At 47.5% G+C, this 20,221-nt stretch carries 17 protein-coding genes; 7 read left to right on the forward strand and 10 right to left on the reverse strand.

Annotated elements, in window-relative coordinates:
• Positions 1-68: 68 nt before the first annotated feature.
• The 5 genes from SPIGRAPES_RS00005 to SPIGRAPES_RS00025 are packed head-to-tail and all read right to left on the reverse strand — an operon-like array spanning position 69 to position 4,385.
• Positions 69-1,127 carry an extracellular solute-binding protein gene (locus SPIGRAPES_RS00005; RefSeq protein WP_014268718.1) on the reverse strand — a complete coding sequence of 353 codons (1,059 nt, stop codon included), beginning with the start codon at positions 1,125-1,127 and terminating at the stop codon, positions 69-71.
• A gap of 33 nt (positions 1,128-1,160) precedes the next feature.
• On the reverse strand, positions 1,161-1,964 hold the full coding sequence (locus SPIGRAPES_RS00010) for an ABC transporter permease (RefSeq protein ID WP_014268719.1): 804 nt from the start codon (positions 1,962-1,964) through the stop codon (positions 1,161-1,163).
• A complete protein-coding gene (locus SPIGRAPES_RS00015) occupies positions 1,961-2,902 on the reverse strand; it encodes an ABC transporter permease (protein WP_014268720.1) in 942 nt (313 codons plus the stop codon). Before SPIGRAPES_RS00015 ends, SPIGRAPES_RS00010 begins: the two co-directional genes overlap by 4 nt.
• On the reverse strand, positions 2,899-4,029 hold the full coding sequence (locus SPIGRAPES_RS00020) for an ABC transporter ATP-binding protein (protein WP_014268721.1): 1,131 nt from the start codon (positions 4,027-4,029) through the stop codon (positions 2,899-2,901). The genes SPIGRAPES_RS00015 and SPIGRAPES_RS00020 overlap by 4 nt, the downstream gene beginning before the upstream one ends.
• Positions 4,026-4,385 (reverse strand): hypothetical protein, encoded by a 360-nt coding sequence (locus SPIGRAPES_RS00025; protein WP_014268722.1) that lies wholly within the window; start codon positions 4,383-4,385, stop codon positions 4,026-4,028. The genes SPIGRAPES_RS00020 and SPIGRAPES_RS00025 overlap by 4 nt, the downstream gene beginning before the upstream one ends.
• A 101-nt stretch (positions 4,386-4,486) precedes the next feature.
• Between SPIGRAPES_RS00025 and SPIGRAPES_RS16345 the strand changes: the two genes are divergently transcribed.
• Positions 4,487-5,437, forward strand: a complete 951-nt coding sequence (locus SPIGRAPES_RS16345) for a YkvA family protein (protein ID WP_014268723.1) — start codon at positions 4,487-4,489, stop codon at positions 5,435-5,437.
• Here the strand turns inward: SPIGRAPES_RS16345 and SPIGRAPES_RS00035 are convergent.
• From SPIGRAPES_RS00035 to SPIGRAPES_RS00055, 5 genes are read right to left on the reverse strand one after another with little or no spacing between them, the layout of a single operon-like run.
• Complete coding sequence (locus SPIGRAPES_RS00035; protein WP_014268724.1) at positions 5,398-6,564, reverse strand: DUF3322 domain-containing protein; 1,167 nt, start codon at positions 6,562-6,564, stop codon at positions 5,398-5,400. The two genes, SPIGRAPES_RS16345 and SPIGRAPES_RS00035, sit on opposite strands and share 40 nt — an antisense overlap.
• 2 nt (positions 6,565-6,566) lie before the next feature.
• The gene (locus SPIGRAPES_RS00040) at positions 6,567-10,019 is read right to left on the reverse strand and encodes an ATP-binding protein (RefSeq protein WP_014268725.1); all 3,453 of its coding nucleotides are present in this window, start codon (positions 10,017-10,019) and stop codon (positions 6,567-6,569) included.
• On the reverse strand, positions 10,012-10,620 hold the full coding sequence (locus tag SPIGRAPES_RS00045; protein ID WP_014268726.1) for a DUF4194 domain-containing protein: 609 nt from the start codon (positions 10,618-10,620) through the stop codon (positions 10,012-10,014). The genes SPIGRAPES_RS00040 and SPIGRAPES_RS00045 overlap by 8 nt, the downstream gene beginning before the upstream one ends.
• A complete protein-coding gene (locus SPIGRAPES_RS00050) occupies positions 10,604-12,130 on the reverse strand; it encodes a DUF3375 family protein (protein WP_014268727.1) in 1,527 nt (508 codons plus the stop codon). The genes SPIGRAPES_RS00045 and SPIGRAPES_RS00050 overlap by 17 nt, the downstream gene beginning before the upstream one ends.
• A 3-nt stretch (positions 12,131-12,133) precedes the next feature.
• The gene (locus tag SPIGRAPES_RS00055) at positions 12,134-13,315 is read right to left on the reverse strand and encodes an MFS transporter (RefSeq protein ID WP_014268728.1); all 1,182 of its coding nucleotides are present in this window, start codon (positions 13,313-13,315) and stop codon (positions 12,134-12,136) included.
• 289 nt (positions 13,316-13,604) lie between these two features.
• On the opposite strand from SPIGRAPES_RS00055, the gene SPIGRAPES_RS00060 reads away from it, so the two are divergent.
• From SPIGRAPES_RS00060 to SPIGRAPES_RS00085, 6 genes are all read left to right on the forward strand, one after another.
• Positions 13,605-13,997: a hypothetical protein gene (locus tag SPIGRAPES_RS00060; protein ID WP_014268729.1), complete on the forward strand. Its 393-nt coding sequence runs from the start codon at positions 13,605-13,607 to the stop codon at positions 13,995-13,997.
• A gap of 200 nt (positions 13,998-14,197) precedes the next feature.
• Entirely contained in the window at positions 14,198-15,598 is a 1,401-nt protein-coding gene (locus SPIGRAPES_RS00065; protein ID WP_014268730.1) for an amidohydrolase family protein, read from the forward strand.
• A gap of 53 nt (positions 15,599-15,651) precedes the next feature.
• Positions 15,652-16,653 carry a BMP family protein gene (locus SPIGRAPES_RS00070; protein WP_014268731.1) on the forward strand — a complete coding sequence of 334 codons (1,002 nt, stop codon included), beginning with the start codon at positions 15,652-15,654 and terminating at the stop codon, positions 16,651-16,653.
• 84 nt (positions 16,654-16,737) lie between these two features.
• On the forward strand, positions 16,738-18,240 hold the full coding sequence (locus SPIGRAPES_RS00075; protein WP_014268732.1) for an ABC transporter ATP-binding protein: 1,503 nt from the start codon (positions 16,738-16,740) through the stop codon (positions 18,238-18,240).
• The gene (locus tag SPIGRAPES_RS00080; RefSeq protein ID WP_014268733.1) at positions 18,237-19,259 is read left to right on the forward strand and encodes an ABC transporter permease; all 1,023 of its coding nucleotides are present in this window, start codon (positions 18,237-18,239) and stop codon (positions 19,257-19,259) included. Before SPIGRAPES_RS00075 ends, SPIGRAPES_RS00080 begins: the two co-directional genes overlap by 4 nt.
• A 3-nt stretch (positions 19,260-19,262) precedes the next feature.
• Positions 19,263-20,201 carry an ABC transporter permease gene (locus tag SPIGRAPES_RS00085; protein ID WP_014268734.1) on the forward strand — a complete coding sequence of 313 codons (939 nt, stop codon included), beginning with the start codon at positions 19,263-19,265 and terminating at the stop codon, positions 20,199-20,201.
• Positions 20,202-20,221: the final 20 nt, after the last annotated feature.

Below are 20,221 nucleotides of genomic sequence, written 5' to 3' on the forward strand. Positions count from 1 at the left end.
TTCCAAATCGAGTTGGCAAGGGAATAAATTAAAACAATGTAAATTTATTGCATAAATATACGCAAATTTTAGGGTTGGTAGCGGACAATTTGCCAAAGTGAATTGAATTTTTCCAAATCTTCACCTAAATCAATGTTGATATCTGAGTTCTTCATATCCTCAGCAGTGAAGGCGTAACGGGTATTTTCCATGTACTTTGCAGCCTCCGTATTGGTAGTCGGAGGGAACCCGAATTCATCTAAAAACTGGGCATAGATTGCAGGGGTATGCATAAAATTAATGAATTTGAGGGCAGCGTCAATATGTTTGGATCCCTTGGGAATGACCATATTATCGATATACATCATCCCTCCTTCGCTCGGGATGAAGAAATCGATATCATCCCATTTGTCCTTGGGGATTTCTGAGAATATATTCTCACTGTAACACTGGGAAACCCAGAATTCCCCGCGTGCAAAGGATTTTGCAAAGGATTCAGAGTCAAATTTTACTATGTTTGGTTTCCATTCGTTGACGATCAAATCAACAGCCTGTTGCAGTTCTTCCCCATCGGTGCTGTTGCCACTATAGCCAAGGTGTTTGAGCGCGCCGCCCATGACCTCACGCATATCGTCAAGCATTGACATCCTGCCTTCCATGCGTTTGTCACCAAAAATTGCCCAGGTGCGACTATAGTTGGAGGGTGCATAGGCTTTATTAACCGCAATCCCGCTGGAACCCATGAAATAGGGAACCGAATAATTGAAATCCCTGTCGTAGGTTGCCTTTTCCTTGATAAGGGGGTTCACATACCTGATATTGGGTACTTTTGCGTGGTCGATCTTTTCAAGCATCCCGAGCTTGATCATGATAGAGGTGTAATCAGAGGAAGGGAAGATGATGTCATAGCCTTCGTTTCCGCCTGCCATGACTTTGGCAAACATCTCTTCATTGGAAGCAAAATTATCAATGATTACGTCAATGCCGGTTTCTTTTTCGAATTGTTCAACGACAGAATCAGGGGTGTAGTATGTCCAGTTGTACAGGTAAAGCTTTCCATTCTCAGAACTGTTTCTCTTGCAGCCGGTTAAAAATAGCGTAAAGAGTATTACAAAAGAAAGGATTAGCCTTCTCGTAAATCCGTACATAGAACACCTCCTGAATATATCTGCCTCCAAATATTAGCTGCTTGCAGCCACAGTCTTAAGAAAACGCCTGAAGGTGAAAGCAATCACCATGGTACCCAGAATCATCACAAACGACAATGCGTTGATAACCGGCGAAACCCCATAGCGGATCATTGAATACACATAGAGCGGAAGGGTACCCGAACCAGGTCCGGATACAAAGAAGGTAATGACAAAGTCCTCCAGGGACATGGTAATACACATTAAGAATCCCGAAAGCACCGCGGGAAGGATGCTCGGTATGATGACTTTCCTCAAGGTCTGTGATTCGTTCGCCCCCAGATCGCGCGCCGCCTCGATGGTTGAGAAATCAAACTCATCGAGCCTTGCTGAGACCATCATGAAGACAAAGGGCAGGTTGAATGTCGTATGGGCCACGAATATGGTGAACATGCCCAAGCGTATCTTTACAGCCGAAAAGAAAATCAACATCGAGATACCGATGATTACCTCAGGCAATACCATCGGGAGATAACTGATTGTAGTGATATAGGATTTACCATGGAACCGATACCACTTGATACCGATCGAGGCAAGCGTTCCCAAAACCGTAGCGGAGATACTGCTGGTCAAGGCAATGATCAGACTGTTTCTGAAGGCCGCCCAGAGCGAGGGACTGTCAAATATCAGTTTCTCGTACCAAATCAGCGAAGCATGGTCCCATTCCATTCCTTTTGTACTGTTAAAGGAGTAGGCCACGACCACAAACAATGGTATGAAAAGAAAGATGATGACTATGCCCAGCATCATATAGGAAAAGGAAAATCGGGAACTTTTCGTATGTTTTTGGTAGTTCATTTCGTCCCCTTTGGCAAGTGATGGCGGCGAATGCTTTGTTCCAAAGACTCTTGCGTATTCTTTTTTACCCCTGAGCTTTTCTGAGCCTGTTCCCGTTTCCCGTTGTACAGCATCCAGAAAACGCCGATAAGGGAAATCATGGTGAGCACCATGGAGAAAGCAGAGGCTAGCGGCCAGTTGCGTGTCTTCGATACCTGGTCGACGATGATATTGCCGATCATAGTCGATTCCTTACCGCCTACAAGAAGCGGAACGGTATAGGCCCCGAAGATAGGGATGAAGGTAAAAATGAATGAGGTGCTCAGTCCGCTCTTGATATTGGGAAACATAACCTTGGTTATTGCACCGAGCTTTGTCGCCCCTAAGTCTCGGGCAGCCTCGAGCAGGGAGAAGTCGAACTTGTCAATCGTGGTAAAGAGAGGAAGGATGGCGAAGGGCAGGTACATGTAGATCAAAACAAGTATGACAGCGCCATTGTTGTAGATCATATGCATCCCTTGGTCTATTATGCCCATTTTCATCAGGAGTGTGTTGATGAACCCTTCTGTGGAAAGGATGGAAATCCAGGCATATATCCTGATGAGCGAGTTAGTCCAGAACGGGATAATGATCAAAAAGAGCAACATGGTCTGATGCTTGCTTTTTGCCATTGCATATCCACAGGGAATCGCAATCAGGATGCAGGCGAAGGTTGAGAATACACTGATCCATAAGGTTCTGAAAACAACCTTCCCGAAACTCGGATTAAACATCTGCCGATATGCATCAAGGGTGAATTTCCATTCCACCCCGCCATAGAGACCTCTTTTGAGGAAACTGTACAGAATGATTATACCCAAAGGAACGGTAAAGAAGAAGGTGAACCACAGACCCATAGGGAATGCATACACCGTTCCCAGCATCTTTTCCCTTTCCCTTGGTTTGCGAAACTTCTTCATCTATCGACTACCTTTACCAGATATCCGTCTGCGGCGGTCCAGCTGACAAAGACTTTGTCTCTCCAGCTGATTTCAGGTCCTTCATCAAGGAAGGCTGTATGTTGCTTGAAGACCTTGATAATACTATGTTTTTCATTATCCAGCCGTACATAGAACTTGGATTGGAAACCGGAATAAACAGGTTCGTCAACCATGCCGCAATAGATGTTCAATTCTTTATTCGTTGCCTTTGGCGCCTCAGCGGTAATCCTGATCTTTTCAGGTCTTACGGTGAAATCGATTTTTGCTCCGATAGGCTGACTGTCATAATCAGTTACCGAGACAATACCCCCAAGGGCAGGAACATCGACTTTGAGCATATATTCGCTATTGAAAGGCTCGCAGGACAGGACCGTACAGGGAAAACTGTTAGATTCCCCGATGAACTGAGCGACGAATCTGGTTGCAGGGGCCTCATAGATTTCATAGGGGGTTCCGATCTGCAGAACCTTTCCTTTGTTCATGACAGCTATCCTGTCAGAGACGGAAAGGGCTTCACTCTGGTCATGGGTGACATAGATGAAGGTAATACCGACTTTGTCATGGAGTTCATCCAATTCCACAAGAAGGTTTTGCCTGAGTTTTGCATCCAGGGCGGAAAGCGGCTCATCGAGTAAGAGAACCCTTGGTTCATTGATAAGGGCACGGGCTATGGCGACACGCTGTTTCTGTCCGCCGCTGAGCATCGATGGTTTTTTATGGATATGGTCATCCAACTGGACCAGATGGACATACTCTTTGACCTTCCGGTCTATTTCGTTTTTATCAACATGCTTCAGACGAAGGGGAAAAGCGATGTTTTCATAGACGGTAAGATGGGGGAACAAGGCATACGTTTGGAAAACGGTATTTGACTGCCGCTTATCTGGTGCCAAGGGAAGGATGTTTTTCCCGTCGAACTCTACTGTTCCATTATCCGGGTAATCAAACCCTGCAATAATCCGTAACAATGTGGTTTTACCACATCCTGAGGGTCCAAGAAGCGAAAAGAATTCGCCTTTTTTAATCTGGACGCTCACGTCATCGAGTGCCTTGAAATCCCCATAGGCACGGGAGACTTGGCCGACTGTCACTTCAACACCTTTCAATCTTTTCCATTCCCTCCACTCGTTTCAGGCATAGAATTTCCGTGGGAATCCTCCCTGTCGGAACCTTTGCGATTAATTGCGACTATCGAATATTTAGGTACTACTGTCAAGACTTTTGAATTAAAAAAAATACGATTGTAAAAAAAATAAATAAAATTATATAATAAAAAGATATAATCAAGGAATTCCTGAGTAGGTTTTTTATAGATTCCAAGGGAATTTTCTAAGGGGAAATTGCAAGCATAAGCTGCATGGGGTCTGTCCCCGCTTGATAAAATAAACGCATAGGAATTAACAATTTGCCTTGGAATATGGCTGGGGGTGTACACTTGGTTGAGCTTGTTTTCAATCCTCAATACCACCTCCTTTATCGTTTGATACTTCCTTTTGTTTGAAGAGGTAAACCCGTCTCGTTTTTTTAAGTTGACTTGACTGGTAGGCAATTATACCATGTCATATGACCCAAATGAAAGACAGGAACGAACAGAAAGCAATCAAGCTTGCCAAACGCCTCGGAACCGAGGCAGACGAGAAAGACCTACAGAAGCTGGATAGCAGGCTACCAGATATGAATAGAGGTCCTATAGCAAAGATATGGGACAAAGTCCAGGACTTGTACAGCTCATTCATGAGCGAGGAAACCCCAAATTCACTTCGTGTGCTTATCATCGGGGGGTTGCTCTACTTGATTCTCCCGCTTGATGTGGTTCCCGATGCCATACCGGTGGCAGGTTTGCTCGACGATGCCGCAGTCATTGGTTTTATCTGGAAAAAGCTGGCAGGCCTTGCCAAAATCGGGGTGAAGGTTGCCTCGAAAGCCCTTCCTGCCAAGGTAGGGGAGCAAATTACCCAAGCTTATGCCAAGGCTTTTGCTGCCGCCTCATCCAAGATGGAAAGCCTATTGAAGAAACAAGAACGTAAAACTATCGTAAATTGTGCCATAAACCTTGGCATATTTCTGGTTGCTCTCCTTTTGCTTTCCCTGGAAGGCGACCTTCCTTTGTTGCTTGCCTCCCTGTGCATCTTGTTTACGATGCTCCGCTCGCTCTATTCCTTTTTCAAGGCGCTTCCGACGATGCTGCAGATTTTCAGGGTTTGGCGAAAAAAACGATCGATTAACGGGACTATCAGTGAATATCTGAGGGTGAGGTATCCTTTTATCGTACCCTTGGAAACAATGAAAGCCGAAATCAAGGTGCTGGAGGGTATTCCTTCACTTGAAACAATGGTGGGGATGCAACGCAAAGCACTTGCGAAAACAATGCTCTCCGTTGGTTTCTCGCTTTTGGCAGCAATTGTCCTTGTCTTTGTGCTGAGGCATCTGCTTCTTGCCCTCAACACTCCCTATACGTTTTGGGATTTGCTCTCTTACCCGTTTGTCAGGTTCTGGAGTCTGTTTTTAAGATAACCAAGGGAAATTCTCTCTTGTTCAAGCAAAAGTGGCCCTTCAGGGCCCTGTACCCGATGCAGGGCTTCTTTTTCTTCTGGTGTAAGGTTGCGGTATTCCCCTGGATAGGATTTTCCCTTGAGCAGGTAGGCGCAGTGATCTTCCAGGGTCTTTATGTCCATGCAGAACGATTTCGTTTGGGGATAGAGTGTCCTGAATTTGTCCAGTATGGCAAACCCGTGTTCATCAAGGTCCCCGAAATAATATATCCCGACAGTCTGGAATAGTAAGCTACCCTTGCAGGCAAGGAGGGCATAGCCTCCTACATAAAGACACAGGTCTTCAGCCTCCAGGGGGAAAGTGAAAAACATAGTCTCGTTTTCGACGATAAAGATACGTTTGGCGGCAAGGTTGAAGGAACGTAGGGATTCCGGTGTGAGTATAATGGTCGAGGTCTGCCCGCAGGATGAACTCCCCAGGTTCACCGCAAAAGGCCTGTTTGACCGGATTTTTACCAATGACTCCTTTTTCCTGAGCCCAAGGCGGGTGAGGTCGTCATCGCCTTCGACAAGGGGTCGAAGGGAGCCCACCAGGCTTTTTACCAGTGCAAGGTTCGTTTCCAAAAACTTTGTCGGGGCTTCGGCGGGTAATTCCCGCGCAAAGAGGCCGCAGTTTGGATTGTCAACCAGAAAACGGGTAATCTGGCAAAACCATTGACCATCGGTTCCTTCCCAACGGGAGAATACCTCCGACTTCTTTGCCAGCAGCCAAGGGATGAATTCCTCCTCAGGAAATGTTGCCTTCAGCATCGCCACGTTAGCAGAGAAAAGGGATCCTTTGTTTTCAGCTCCCAGAAGGTACAGAAAATCATCCTCTGTTTCAACTAAGAGATTCGAAACGGCGGTTTGCCTGCCCATGGTCCGGGATTCTTTTGTTTCCGTCTCGACGATATAGCCTTTGCCTTTCTTTGCCTTGCTCTGGGCAAAAAGCGTTGCCAGGGCACTCTCACGCGTTTGGAAATCGTCATGGATCGAACCTTTGTCTGCACGAAGCGAGAGGGGAAAGAAAGGGGTTCCCAAAATCTTTGCCTTCAGATATTCGTTCTTCTTGTTTTCGACCTTCGTTTTGATTTCCGCTGGGCTGATCATGCTTATCTCCCTAATTGTTCCCTCAGTTTTTCCTTGGTGAGGCTGTGCACAAAGGAATGGCATCCATCGTTGCACACGGTTATCTGCACGCTGTTGATATAGGGCTCCACCAGATTGACCTTGTCCTTGGGGGTTACTACCATCAACTGGAGGTCCATTTTCTTGAATAAATCCATGGCATATCGGGAATTCTCGTCATCGCTCTTGCTGAAGGCCTCATCGACTATCACAAACCGGAAGGAACGTGAGACATTGGAAATGTCAAAGACATCGAACTGATGGGCAATTGCCGCTGCCAAGATGGTGTAGGCGAGCTTAGCTTTCTGACCGCCTGAGATTCCGGCGCTGTCCTGGTAATAACGGACCTGTTTTTCTGTCTTGGAATCATATTCCTCTACGGCAAAGACAAACCAGCGACGGACATCCAATACTTTTTTACAGAACTGGTCATCTGTTTTCAATGTTTCCAAAAGGGTTTTGACTGCCTCAAAGAAGTGTTGGTTGGCGATTTCCTCTGCTTTCTCATTTCCTTGGATTCTGCTTCCTGCATCAGGTATGGCCGCACTGAGCATCGAATTGAATTGTCGTATCTGGCTATCCTTAACCCGCTCTGCAGTGAGCTTGATCTTTGTCTCAGGGTGAATCTGGTAGATGATTGAAGAGAGACTGTCATTCAGTTCGACAATATTTTCCTTGATATGCCGTTCCCATTGACGCAGGGCTGTATTGAAATTGATGATATCGCTCTTCATCTGACGAGAACGCAAGTTTGCAAACCGTTCCTTGTATTTGGGGAGGTCTTCACGCTCAAGTTTATCCAGCATGGCCAAGAACATGTCCAAAGCCTCAATATCGGGCCTGAGGTCCGAGACGTCTCCAATCCAGGTCGGATAGGTTTGTGTCATTTTTGCATTGGGACGGACAAAATGGTCCATCAGGTTCTCGGTCTTTTTCTTTGATTGATCCCGTTTTGCCGAGATTTCCTCAATCTGGGAATCGAGTTTTGCCAATAGCTCGTTTCGTGTTTTCTTGATCTGTATCAAGCTCTCAAAGGTGGCAGGCAGCTTATAGCGAGCGGAAATCTTCTCGATCTGGTCCATATATTGGGCAAGGTCCAAATTGGCAAGTTGGTCGGCATAGGTCTTTTTTTCCCGTTCGGCGTCTTTGCGTTCCTGTTGGTTCGCTCCCTGGCTTCTATAGAGTTCTTCTTGTTCCGATACGAGCCGGTCCCTGGCTACCTCTGATTGCCTCAGTTGCTGTTTGAGAGAACTGAGGTCGTCCATTTCGCTTCTCAGGGCAAAGAGTTGATTATCGAGTACGTCTATCTGGGTTTCCACCGATGCGGTGTCGATTTCACTGAATTCCTTAAATTCCTGGAGGCGCAAGATAGCGGCTTTCTGTGCCTCAAGGTGTTTCTTTTGTTTTCTCAAATCCTCCAGCACAGATTCAGTTTCTTTTTTGAGGTCATCCAATTGCACCAGTCGTGACCGAATGCGTTCTCTCTTTTCGCTGACATCCCATCCGAGGATGTGCAACTCTTCCCCTTTTTTTGTAGCGCCCTTACAAAGGAGCGTTTCCTTATGAAATAGTCCGCGTTCACTGAAGGAAGCCGGGCTTTCCAGTACATGGGAGAGGTTGTCACAGGAATAATAGGGCACTTCCCTGCCAAGCAAATCCTTGATAAAGGGTGCAAAGGTACAACTCGGTTTGACTTCAAGCATCAAATCAAGCCGGTTTGGGGCATTGGTATCCTCAAAGAACACCTGCTCTTCATCATCGACGAGTTTGAGCTGATGCTTTTCGTCCTCATCGACCGGTAGGGCTTTGGTTCCTTCGATAACCATTACATCGAGATGCAACTCCAATGCGTTATTCCAAAGATAGGTGGCGATTATCTGTTCCTGGTAGGGTTGTACGAGAAGGGTAAGGGCTAGTGTATGCAGTGCTGCGTTCGCCCCGGTTTCAAACGAAAGGCAATCTTGCCTGAGCTGAACCAACTCCCCGAGAAAGGGGACGTCGCTTTCTTTCAGCTGGAGATCTTTGCAGAGTTGTTCCCGGCAGAGCAAGTATTCCAACGGGATGTTGGACTCCCTGTTTCCGATGGCATCGAGTTGACTCTGGACATTTTCCCGTTCCCGGTTACATGCCCCCAGTTGTTGCACTTGGTCGGTCTGGTCGTCCTCAATGTTCATCAGTTTGTTGGTAATCTTTTCCAGAAGATGGTCGGATTGAAAACGGTTCTCCGTAAAGTCTGCCGAATTTTCACTAAGGGGAAGGTGAAGCATGTCAACAACTGTCTTGTAGTTGTTCCTGTTCGCTCTGGCGAGAGCGAGTTTGCTGGTAAGCCATTCACGCTGTCTTTTCAGTTCTTCTTCCCGCTCCACCCGTTTGTCGCTGGAGAGTGTACGATGCACTTCCTCGATAGTTTCCCTGATCGCTTCCGATTCCCTTTTATTCTCTGAAAGCCTGTCTGCTACCAGATCTTTCTGATTTTCGAGCCTGACGATTTCTTTCTGCAGGAATTGATCTGCACGCAACCCTTCCCAGAAAGGTAGGGTATGCTTCTCGATTCCGAGTGATGCCAGCTTGGTGTCGAGATGAAGGAAGTCCTGTGCCTCCGTTTCAATTGCCTTGAGCTGGCGAATCTGTTCCTCTTCTTTCTCGATCAGCTTCTTGGTCCCCATCAGGGTTTCGAAATTGGCCAGTGTGCTGTTGAATTCCCCGATCATGTCCATCTCGACAAGCATACGGGTGCGGATGAACTCATTGAGGTTGGAAAGGTCTTTCATCCCAACGGTCTGGGAGAAAATCCTGAGTGCTTTTTCCCGGTCACGGAACCCAAAGCGGGTAGCAAATTCAATGCTATAGGCTTTGAAAGTGTCGAAGAAATAGAGTTTGCAGGTGGAAGTAAATGCCGCGGTCATGCGCTTTTTCCATCCGGGGGTGGCATCGAAGGCAACGTTACGTTCGGCCATGTCCTGTAAACTCAGGCTTCCCTCGCAGATGACGAAGAGTTTCTGCATTGTTCCGTTCAAGGTAAAATAGCGAATCTGCATCAACGTCAGGGGGAATTCTGCATTGTCATTATCAAATTGACCCAGCAATATGCTATGGCAGTTCTTGTCCCTGAGGTATTCTTTGTTCGCGGCATAGTCGCTTTCGCCTTTTGTCGTCGAATAGGCCCCGAGAACGTAGCTTTCCTCGGTTCTTCCGTCTTTTCCGTCCTGGCCGCTGGATAGGTTGTAGGTCCTGTATTCCCTGGGGACGAGAAGGGTAAGCAAGGCATCGACCAAGGTGGTCTTGCCACTGCCGTTTGCTCCGGTGAGCAGAGTGTTCTCCCCTTGGAAATCCAGCGTTACGACATGGTCGGAGAAAGTTCCCCAGTTATAGATCTGGAAATGCGAGAGGCGGTATCCACTATGTTGGAGACCCAAATCAAGTTCACTTTCAAGCATTGTCTTCCCCCTTGAGGTTTTCCAGACGGTTTTTAAAGGCAGAGAGGAAGGCCGAGGTAACCTTTGCCCGGATAATGGTACGTATTTCATATTCCCGGTCATTCGGAGAGGAAAGGTTGTCGGATGTCGGTCGGTGAATGCATTTGATAAATTCCATTTGGGTCAGGCTTGCGAGCAGGGATGCTACCATATCTGCATATTTCACTTTATCCTGGCTGTTCGGATAGTAGGATTCCATCAAATCTGCAATCTGTCCCTCATGGAGGATGAGTGCCCGGCTTGTGCTTCTGCTCATTTCGAATTTGTCGAGTTCGTCACGCAATATGACTAACAGCAGGGACTGTTCATAGGTAAGGGGGAATTTTCTGAGCAATCTCAGTCCGTCTCCGATGACATTGCCCTCCTCATCCTCGTTTTCCACCAGAAATGCATAGCCATCGTCAATGTTCAGCTGGAGGGTAAGGCCTATGACGGCAAAATATGCATTGACTTGCTGCTGCCAGATGACAAGGCTTTCGAAATGATCGGGATTTTCTTCCCGAAAGAGAGGTGCGAGCAAAAGCCGTGTGCAGAGATTGCCCCATTCAGTTGTCAATTCCATTGATTTCCACCTTTGGTATGGTAAGCGTGACAGGAGCCCCGTCTATCGCATTGGTATATGTTACTGTTTCTTTTCTTGTATCATCAAACTCAGCCCAATCCTGTTTGGCTAACAAGGAGAGATAGGATACGATTTCTGCAAGTCCTTCTTTGACTGGGTGCCTGAGTAAAACAGTTCCTAACGTTAATTGCCGTGTATGTTTTCGGTCAAATTCCAGGTTTTCAAGCAATTGGTTTTCATCGATCCTAGCTTCGTCAAACAAAGATTGGATATCGATATCAGCCGGTGCCCTCTCCTCTTCGTAGGTGGTTTTTTTGACCGTAGACTGGGTTTCTGGTAAGACAGGGTATCGTTGCAGGGATGAAAATATATCTGCCGAGCCATCAATTTGTGATAAGTTCTCTGTCTTGTAGGGAGGATTTCCTATTGCCAGGATTTTGATGGAATCGAGGGTTTCCTTTATCAGGCGGTATTCCTTGGAGTTGTATCGGGTAATCGCACGCTTAAGACGATCGGAAAGCAAACGGTTCTCTTCCAAGATCTCACGTCCCGCATCGATGAGGGTGTCTTCCAGATGGGCAAAGAACGGATAGTCGAATAGCTGGTTTCCCAACCGGGCTTTCAGGGCGTCTGCTTTTGCCCTGATGGAATTATCCTCAGGGTTGGAACAGAGGTAGTTCCAAAAAGAAGTGAAACTCTGGCCTTGGGGTGAGGTTTCCAGTTCTTCGCTTTTCTCCAGGGTGAAGGCCAGTAGTTCTCCCCTGCTTTCGGTGGACTGGATCTGCTTGTGGCAGAGTTCCGAGAAGATTGCATGATTGTTGTCTTTCAGTTGCCTGAAGTCGGAAAGGAGTGCCCTTGCCGTTCGCTGCAAATTGTAGAGGCGTTCGGAAACTTTCTGTTCATTGAAGGTGGTCGCTGTTCCTGTCCGTTTGATTTCATCTATCTGTCTCTGCAGTTGGTCTTTCTGTTTCTCCAATTCGTCAATTTTGGCCCGTGGGTTGTCAATGGTGTTTATATCGAGTTCGCGAAACCCGTCCATGATCTGGGAGAAACGTGACTCGGTTCCTACAAACAGTCGTTTGGAGTCTACAACTTCCTCGAGAAACCGGAAAATCCTTTCGAGACCTGCTGACAGTTCGATGGTTTCAATGGCTGCTGCATCATAGTAACGCAACAGAAAACCGTTTTTTTCATTACTCCAGGCCAGGATGAGATTCCTTGCCTTGTCACTGTAATCCAATTCGATAATCGAGGTTTCAAGGGTTTCCAGTTCATCTTCTTCTGCGAAATCCTCGGTGACCTGGAGAAAGCCAGAGAGCAATTGCTGCAGGTGTGATTGTTCGATACTGGTACGGTTCTGTTCTTTGAAGACATGATACAGGAAGGCGATAATCCTGGGAGCATTCTTACGCGAAAGCAAAGTGAGACCACTATCGTAATGGATTAACTGTTCAACAAAGGTACTATCAGATAACAAGGTTTTTCTCCCAAGAGAACTGGGTTTTTGCATATACTAACTGCTTAATTCGTTTTTTTCCATACGTTTTTGTCCTAATAGCAGGAATATGAGGATAAAGGGGAATAGAGAACCGGCGATGAGCCCGGCTTTAAGCTGCATAACCGGGGCATGGTCTGCAACCAGGCCTATCAGGTAGGGGCCAATTGCAGCACCTGTATCCCCAGCCGCGGCCAAAAGGGCAAACATTCCGGCTCCTGCGAGGGGAAAGACCCTGGTTGACAATACGATTGAACCAGGCCAGAGCAGACTTGTGGCAAACCCGCAGGCCGAACAGGCAAAAAGGGAGACCAACGGGATAGGGGAAAGGGCGGCGACCAGATAACAGACCACAGCCAGCGACGAGCCAATGGTCATGAGGCGCCTTACGTTCCATTTTGAACCAAAGTGGCCGAAGAGAGCCCTGCCTGTGCCAAGGCAAGCTGCAAACAGGCAAAGTCCGATAAGGTCGCCTGTTGCCTTTGGCAAATGGAGGGCTTGCTCGGTAAAGGCACTGGTCCACTGACTCATGGAAACCTCAGCAGCCCCGCCAGCGAGAATTCCCAGAACCAGAAGGAAGAACAGAGGTGAAGCGAGCAATTCTTTTCCTTTGGTCCTTTCGTGTTCGGCTACCATCGGGGCCAAGGGGACAAAACAGAAATTGATGCCACCTGCCAAGGGAACAATGGTCCAGAGTAGCATGACCCACTGCCACTGAAGTACAGTGAGCAAGAAGGTGGTAAGCACTACGACAAGGATGAATCCCCAGGCATAGAAGCTGTGCAAAAGAGCCATAGCCTTAGCTTTTTCCGGTCCAGGGATTGCCTGGATGATGGGGGAGAGCAACAGTTCCATAAGACCGCTGGCACAACTAAAGATTATGGTAGCAATGACAAAACCGACATAGGGCGAAGACGGGAAAAGGCGAGGGGACAAGGCAAACAGTGCCAGTCCGATTGCAGCAATGAAGTGGCCTGCCACGACAAAGCGTCGGGGCCCGTATTTGTCCACAGGACGGCTGAAGGCCAGGTCGGTGACTATCTGGGTAAAGAAATTGATAAGGGTAAGCCTACCGGCCATCTCGAAAGTCAGGCCATAGTCTGTCATCAGGGTAACAAAGAGCAAAGGGGTGAGGTTGCAGGCAAGGGCACCGACGAGATTCCCTTCATAACAGGCATGGATTGTACGGTTATAGTTCATGGAAAAATTACCCCCCTGGTAAAATTGCGACACGGTATCACTTCTGGCAATCATGGGGTATTTGCAAGCTTTTCACAAGGAGAAATTTTCGGTAAATGTCCGATAAATGCCCGATAAATACCAGCAAATTCGTGTTTTTCCAGATTGGAAAGAGCAAAGCAAATTCTGCTTTCACGGTAGGTTCAAATTACTACAGGGGGGTGACACGGAATCTTCATACTGTTTTCTCTCATTCTCCACTTTTCTTTGGCACTGTATAAAGTATCAATTGAATCAAAGGAGTCATTCCATGAAAAAAGGTGCAATCGTAGTCCTTGTCTTCTCCACAATTCTGGTGCTGTGTGGCCTTGGCCTCATCATAGGAAGTTTCCTTTCGTCTTCCCCCGTTGGCGTTGTCCATCAAAATGCGTATGGCTTTATGGTAAACATGCGGTTTTCTTCCCCTATGCCAATGGCCTATGCAGGATCAGCCTCTCTTTCTTTGATGCTCATGGTCTTGGGCTGTACGTTGCTAAATACCGGGGTAATCCTTCTAGCCTTGGGTCTGTATCTGTTTATGCATGTGCATGCAAAACCGGAATACAAGGTACGTGAAAAAAGGCAGGTAAGTGAGCTGCAGCCTGCAGTGAACGCATCCACTGAAGATAGGGGAAAAGTGGTCGACGTCGAGGAAAAACAATAAGAAGTTCTTTATTGAACGTATAGGGTGAAGATGGGATATCTGTAAGGGTAGCCCATCTTTTGACATAAACTTTACAAAAACGAGATAAGAATATCAATATTGTTGAAAATACCTATAAATAGTCCTTATTTATTTTTCTTGACTCTCTAGTAGCTATAAGGTTTACCGTTACCGCAACATGCATGGAAGGACGGAAACGGATGCCATCGAAAACGCTTATAACCAACGCCAAGGCTATTGTAACCTGTAATGAAACCGATACGGTGTATTACGATTCAGATATTCTCATTGAAGGACCTTGTATCATAGCAATCGGAAAGAATCTGGACACAACCGGATGTACTTTGATCGATGCAAAAGGCAAATATGTCTACCCTGGATTGGTTAATACCCATCATCATTTTTTCCAGACGTTTGTACGCAACCTAATGACAATCGATTACCCGAATATGCTGGTGGTTGACTGGTTGGACAAGATATATCCGATTTTCCAGGAAATAGACAGTGAGGTTATTTACTATTCATCGCTTGTTGCCATGGCAGATCTGCTCAAGCATGGGTGTACCTGTGCCTTTGACCACCAGTACTGCTATACCCAGAAAACGGGAAAATCAGCTGTAGACAGGCAAATGGAAGCTTCCTCCCTGCTAGGGATCCGCTATCATGCCGGCAGAGGTTGCAACACCTTGCCGAAAAGCGAGGGAAGTACGATTCCAGACAAGATGCTGGAGACTACCAAAGAGTTTTTAGACGACTGCAATCGGCTCATCGGTCTTTACCATGATTCAAACCCCTTCAGTATGAGTCAGATTGTAGTCGCTCCCTGCCAACCCATAAACAGTTACCCTGAGACATTTATCGAGTCGGTGGCGTTGGCCCGGGACAAAAAAGTCCGTCTCCATACTCACTTGGGGGAAGGGGAGAATCCCATTATGGAAGCAAGGTGGGGTATGAGAACCCTCCAATGGGCCCAGAAAATTGGATTTGTCGGTGAAGATGTATGGCTGGCCCATGGCTGGGAATTGAACAGGGAGGAGTACAAGGTAATGGCACAGACCAAAACCGGTCTTTCCCATTGTCCCGCCCCAGCTGTACTCGGTGGTTTTCCCATCCTCGATATTCCCTCGATGCAGAGAGAGGGCATGAATATATCACTTGGGTGTGACGGATCTGCAACCAATGACAGTTCAAACTTGTTGGATTCCTTACGAATGGCCTATCTGATGCAAGCCTATAACAGTAAAAGCAGGGGAGGCAGCCCATCTCCCTACGATATGCTTAAAATAGCGACAATAAACGGGGCAAAGACCCTTGGGCGTACTGACATTGGGTCCTTGCAGGTAGGGATGGGCGCCGACCTGTTTATGGTCGACACCCTTCCTTTGGAAATGGCGGGGACCCTGCATGATCCCAAAACATTGTTGGCAAGAACCGGGGTGACGGGGCCTGTCTATTTGACTATGGTCAACGGGAAGGTTGTCTACAGTGAGGGACATCTGACAGGGATCGACGAAGGAAAACTAGCAGAGGAAGCAGAAGCAGTATGTAATCGTGTGTTACGCTCTGAATTTCCTTCTGTATTTCCATCCATGCAACATTGATTTTTGCATTCCTTTGGGGCGAATAACCCATTGATGATATGAGGAGACCTGAGATGAAGAAAACTGCTTTGGTAATGTTCCTGATTCTGGTTGTAGCGTGCACCGGTCTGTTTGCCGGTGGTAGTACAGAAAAGAAAGATGAAAACAGTGCTTTGAAGGTGGCTCTGTTGCTCAGTGGCCCTGCAAATGACCAAGGCTGGAATGCAGTGGCTTTCGCAGGCCTCAAGGCCGCAGAGGAAGCATACAAAATCGAGACTGCTTATTCGGAAAACGTTGGCATTGCCGATGGCGAAGCTGCTTTTACCGATTATGCCTCACAGGGGTATGATTTGGTTATCGGTCATGGTTTCCAGTTCGGCGACCCTGCAGTCCGCGTTTCAGCAAATTTCCCCAAGACCAAGTTTATGGCAATCGAATCGAATGTGTTTTCAGATAATGCCGCCAGCTATGTAATGGCTTGTGAACAAGCAGGCTACCTGATGGGAATGCTCAGTGCCTCGATGTCCAAGACCGGTATAATCGGTATGGTTGGTGGTTTTGAACAGCCCTCGATAGTAAAGGTTGTGGAAGCCTATAAGTTGGGTGCCAAAGCTGTTAATCCTTCTGTCAAGGTTCTGGAAGTCTACATCAGTAGCTTTACCGATGTCTCTTTGGGTAAGGAAGCTGCACTTTCCATGGCCGACCAGGGAGCTGACGTTTTGAGCCACATTGCCAACCAGGCAGGCACAGGGGTTATCAAGGCAGCCGAGGAACGGGGTTTGCTTGCAACAGGCGACAGCTATGACCAGAATTCAATTGCACCGAACACTGTGATGGCTTCAACTATCTACAGTGTACCTGCCTTGGTTCTGTCTGCTGTAGAAAAGGTGAGCACAAAAACGTATGTGGGTGGTGTATTCAATCTTGGGATGAAGGACGGGGTAGTCGATATCTCTGGATATAACTCCTTTGAATCGAAAATTCCTGCTACGACCAAGCAGTTGATCAGTGATACCCGTTTACGGATTCTCGACGGAAGTTTCTCTGTTCCCTTGATCGAAACCAGAACCAAATAAGCTAGCTATTGTAATAGGTGCATGCAAGTTCTTACACTGCATGCACCGGTATTTTTCTCCCCTCGCACACACAAAGGAGTTTCCATGGCATTGTTGAGCATGCGCGACATAGATAAATCCTTCTTTGGTAAGATGGCTAACGAGCATGTCAACCTTGAGGTTGGATACAATGAAATCCATGCCCTGCTTGGCGAAAACGGGGCAGGTAAAACTACGTTGATGAATATCCTCTATGGGATATATACCCGTGACAGTGGCACCATTGAGATGGAAGGAAAACCAATAACCTTTTCCTCCCCTAAAGATGCAATCAAGAGTCATATCGGGATGGTCCACCAGCATTTTACGCTTGTTCCGACGTTGACAGTATCAGAGAATATTACCCTTGGGTTGAAAAGCCCAGGCCACCCATTTCCCAACCGGAAAGTCCTGGATGAGCAGATTGCCTCCTTGTCTTGTCGGTACGGGCTGGATGTAGATCCAAAAGCTATTGTCGGACAACTGTCCGTAGGTGAGCAGCAACGGGTGGAAATCATAAAACTGCTCTACAGAGATGCCAAACTTCTCATTCTTGATGAACCTACCGCTGTGTTGACTCCCCAGGAAACCGAGAGTTTCTTTACTGTTTTGCGCAGACTCCGCGAAGACGGGCACTCAGTCATTATCATTACCCACCACATTCCAGAGGTCCTTTCCATAACCGACTCGATAACCGTCTTGCAGAACGGACGCAATGCAGGAACCGTCCAAACCAAAGAGACCAATGCCGAAGAGCTTTCCCGTCTGATGATAGGCCGGAAACTCCAAGGTTCAAAAAGAGAAATGATTTCCAAACAGAATAGGGGTAACGGCCTTGTCCTGTCTGGGGTTTTCCTTTCCAAGGCCAAGCTGGGGCCCCTGTCTTTACAGGTTCCCCCAGGCTCAATCCTTGGCATAGCAGGGGTTGACGGCAATGGCCAAAAGGAGCTGGCAGAGATCATTGTGGGGATTCGCATGCACCAAGGAGGGACGGTGTCCCTCTGTGGGGAATGTTTGGATCATCTCTCGGTCGAACAGCGGAAACGCAAAGGAATCGGATATATTTCCGATGACCGGCACAAAGACGGTTTGATCCTCGATATGGACTTGCAGGACAATATGCTTCTCAAGCTCTTCGGGGAAGAAGGAATCGTTACCCATGGCTTTGTGAATCGCCTGCTCCTTCGAAAACGTACCGAACAGGCTGTTGCAGAACACGCAATCAAAACTTCTTCGCTCGAATGTCCCCTCCGTTATCTCTCAGGGGGAAACCAACAGAAACTGATTTTGGCAAGGGAAATGGCAGGAAACCCTTCTTTGGTAGTAGCTTGCCAGCCTACCCGTGGACTGGATATCGGATCGTCTGAAACTGTCCATAATATGTTGCTCAGATTGCGTAAAGAAGGGTGTTCAATCCTGTTGGTCTCCTCGGATCTGGATGAAATAGTATTGCTCAGTGATGAGATTGCCGTTATGCATGGTGGCAAGATTATGGACTGCCTGCCAAACGATAGGATTGATCTGACGAAAATTGGCCTGCTGATGGCCGGAAAAGGGATGGATGCATGAAGGGAAAGACCAAGACGTTTGTCTCATATCTTGTTATCATAACGATTGTCCTGGTAGTTTCAGCTCTCCTTATCCTCTCGGTGGGTAGCAGTGTACAGAAATCGTTGCATAGTTTTCTCAAAGGAATTGCAGGTTCTGCATATGGTTTGAGTGAAGTATTGGTCCGAGCCACGCCGCTTATCCTTGCAGGCCTTGGCGTGGGCATCGCCTTCAGGACTGGGTTCATCAATATCGGTGCTGAGGGGCAATTGTATATGGGTGCCATTGCAGTTACTGCCTTGGGAATGTTTGCACCAAACCTACCAGCTTACCTGATGATTCCCCTTGCTTTGCTTCTTGGGTTTTTAGCCGGTGCTCTTTGGTCTTTTGTCCCCGGTTTGCTTAAGGCCAAATTTGGGATTTCAGAAGTAATCAATACGATTATGTTTAATTACATTGCCATAAACCTGGTAGGGATCTTGGTCAGGACGGTGCTCAAGGATGCTTCCTATCCTTACCCGATGTCTCCTGTTCTGCCAAAGGCCACTGTCCTGGCCCAATTGTTTCCCCCTAACAGGGTGCATGCAGGTTTTTTGATTGCTCTGGCTTTTGCAGTACTTCTCTACATTTTGTTATTCAAGACTTGGATGGGTTTTAGCATGCGGGCCGTTGGACTCAATGGCCGTGCTTGCCGGTGTGCAGGTATTTCGGTTTTCAAGAATGTTGCCCTTTCGTCGCTGTTAAGCGGTGGTCTTGCCGGCATTGCAGGTGTTTGTGAGGTGAGTGGCCTTCATCACCGCCTTATAGAGGGCATCAGTCCAAGCTATGGGTATCTGGCAATCATTGTAGCTCTGCTTGGGCAGAATCATCCGCTTTGGATTGTGGTATCAGCTTTGGGAATCTCTGCGTTGCAGGTGGGGTCGATGTCCATGCAGCGAAGTGCAGGGGTCCCCACTTCCATAGCCTCTATAATCATGGGGTTGGTCGTAGTCTTGATTCTGGCTCGCAAACAATTGTTCGCAACCGCAAGGGAGGCCTAGGGTATGGATATTACGCTGCTTGCAACCAGTACTGCTTTTTTGGCTGCTACGATCAGGATGGCAACCCCGATAGCCCTCGCCGGTCTCGGGGAAACGATAAGCGAGAAGAGTGGAGTTATCAACATCGGAGTCGAGGCGATAATGTTGAGCGGCGCTTTCTTCAGCTTCCTGGGCATGTTTTCAACAGGGAGTGTCCTGCTTGGTTTGCTCTTTGGTATGCTCGGGGGAGTAGGGGCCAGTATGCTCCATGCTTTTTTGAGCATACGCTGCAAAGCGAATCAGACGATTGCCGGGCTTGCCTTGAATTTCCTCCTTTTGGGCCTGACCAGTTTTCTATTTTTAATGAAGTTCGGGCAGACTACCACCCTGCCTTCGATTACGGTTATACCGACGGTAAAAATTCCTTTGTTGTCCCGGTTACCCCTACTCGGGGAGTCTTTGTTCAACCAAGATCCTTTTGTCTATCTCCTGCTTTTCCTGGTGCTTGCCATAGGGATTCTTTTCTACAAGACTGAGTGGGGGGTGATTCTCCATGCGGTGGGAGAAAACCCAAGGGCTGCAGACACTGCAGGTATCAGTGTGAACAAGGTGAGGTACCTTGCCTGTTTTGCCAATGGGATTCTCGGAGGTCTGGGCGGGACCTATCTTTCCATGGTGAAGCTGGGGTTTTTTATGGAAAACCTTACGGCAGGCAAGGGGTATATTGCCTTGGTGACGGTTATTCTTGGCAGAAGGAATCCTCTCGGGGTGATAGGTGCAGCTTTGGTCATAGGTTCTGCCGAGGCTCTGCAGATCAGGTTGCAGACGATGGGAACGAGTATTCCTTCCCAGGCTTTTTCGATGCTTCCGTATGTGGTGACGGTCATTGTCCTTTTGTTTTCCATCGGAAGGAACCAAGACCCTACTGCTTTGGGAATTCCTTATGAGCGCGACAAGCGTTGACAGTGTAAAGCTTCTGTTGC

This window comes from Sphaerochaeta pleomorpha str. Grapes (assembly GCF_000236685.1).
GTDB lineage: Bacteria > Spirochaetota > Spirochaetia > Sphaerochaetales > Sphaerochaetaceae > Sphaerochaeta > Sphaerochaeta pleomorpha.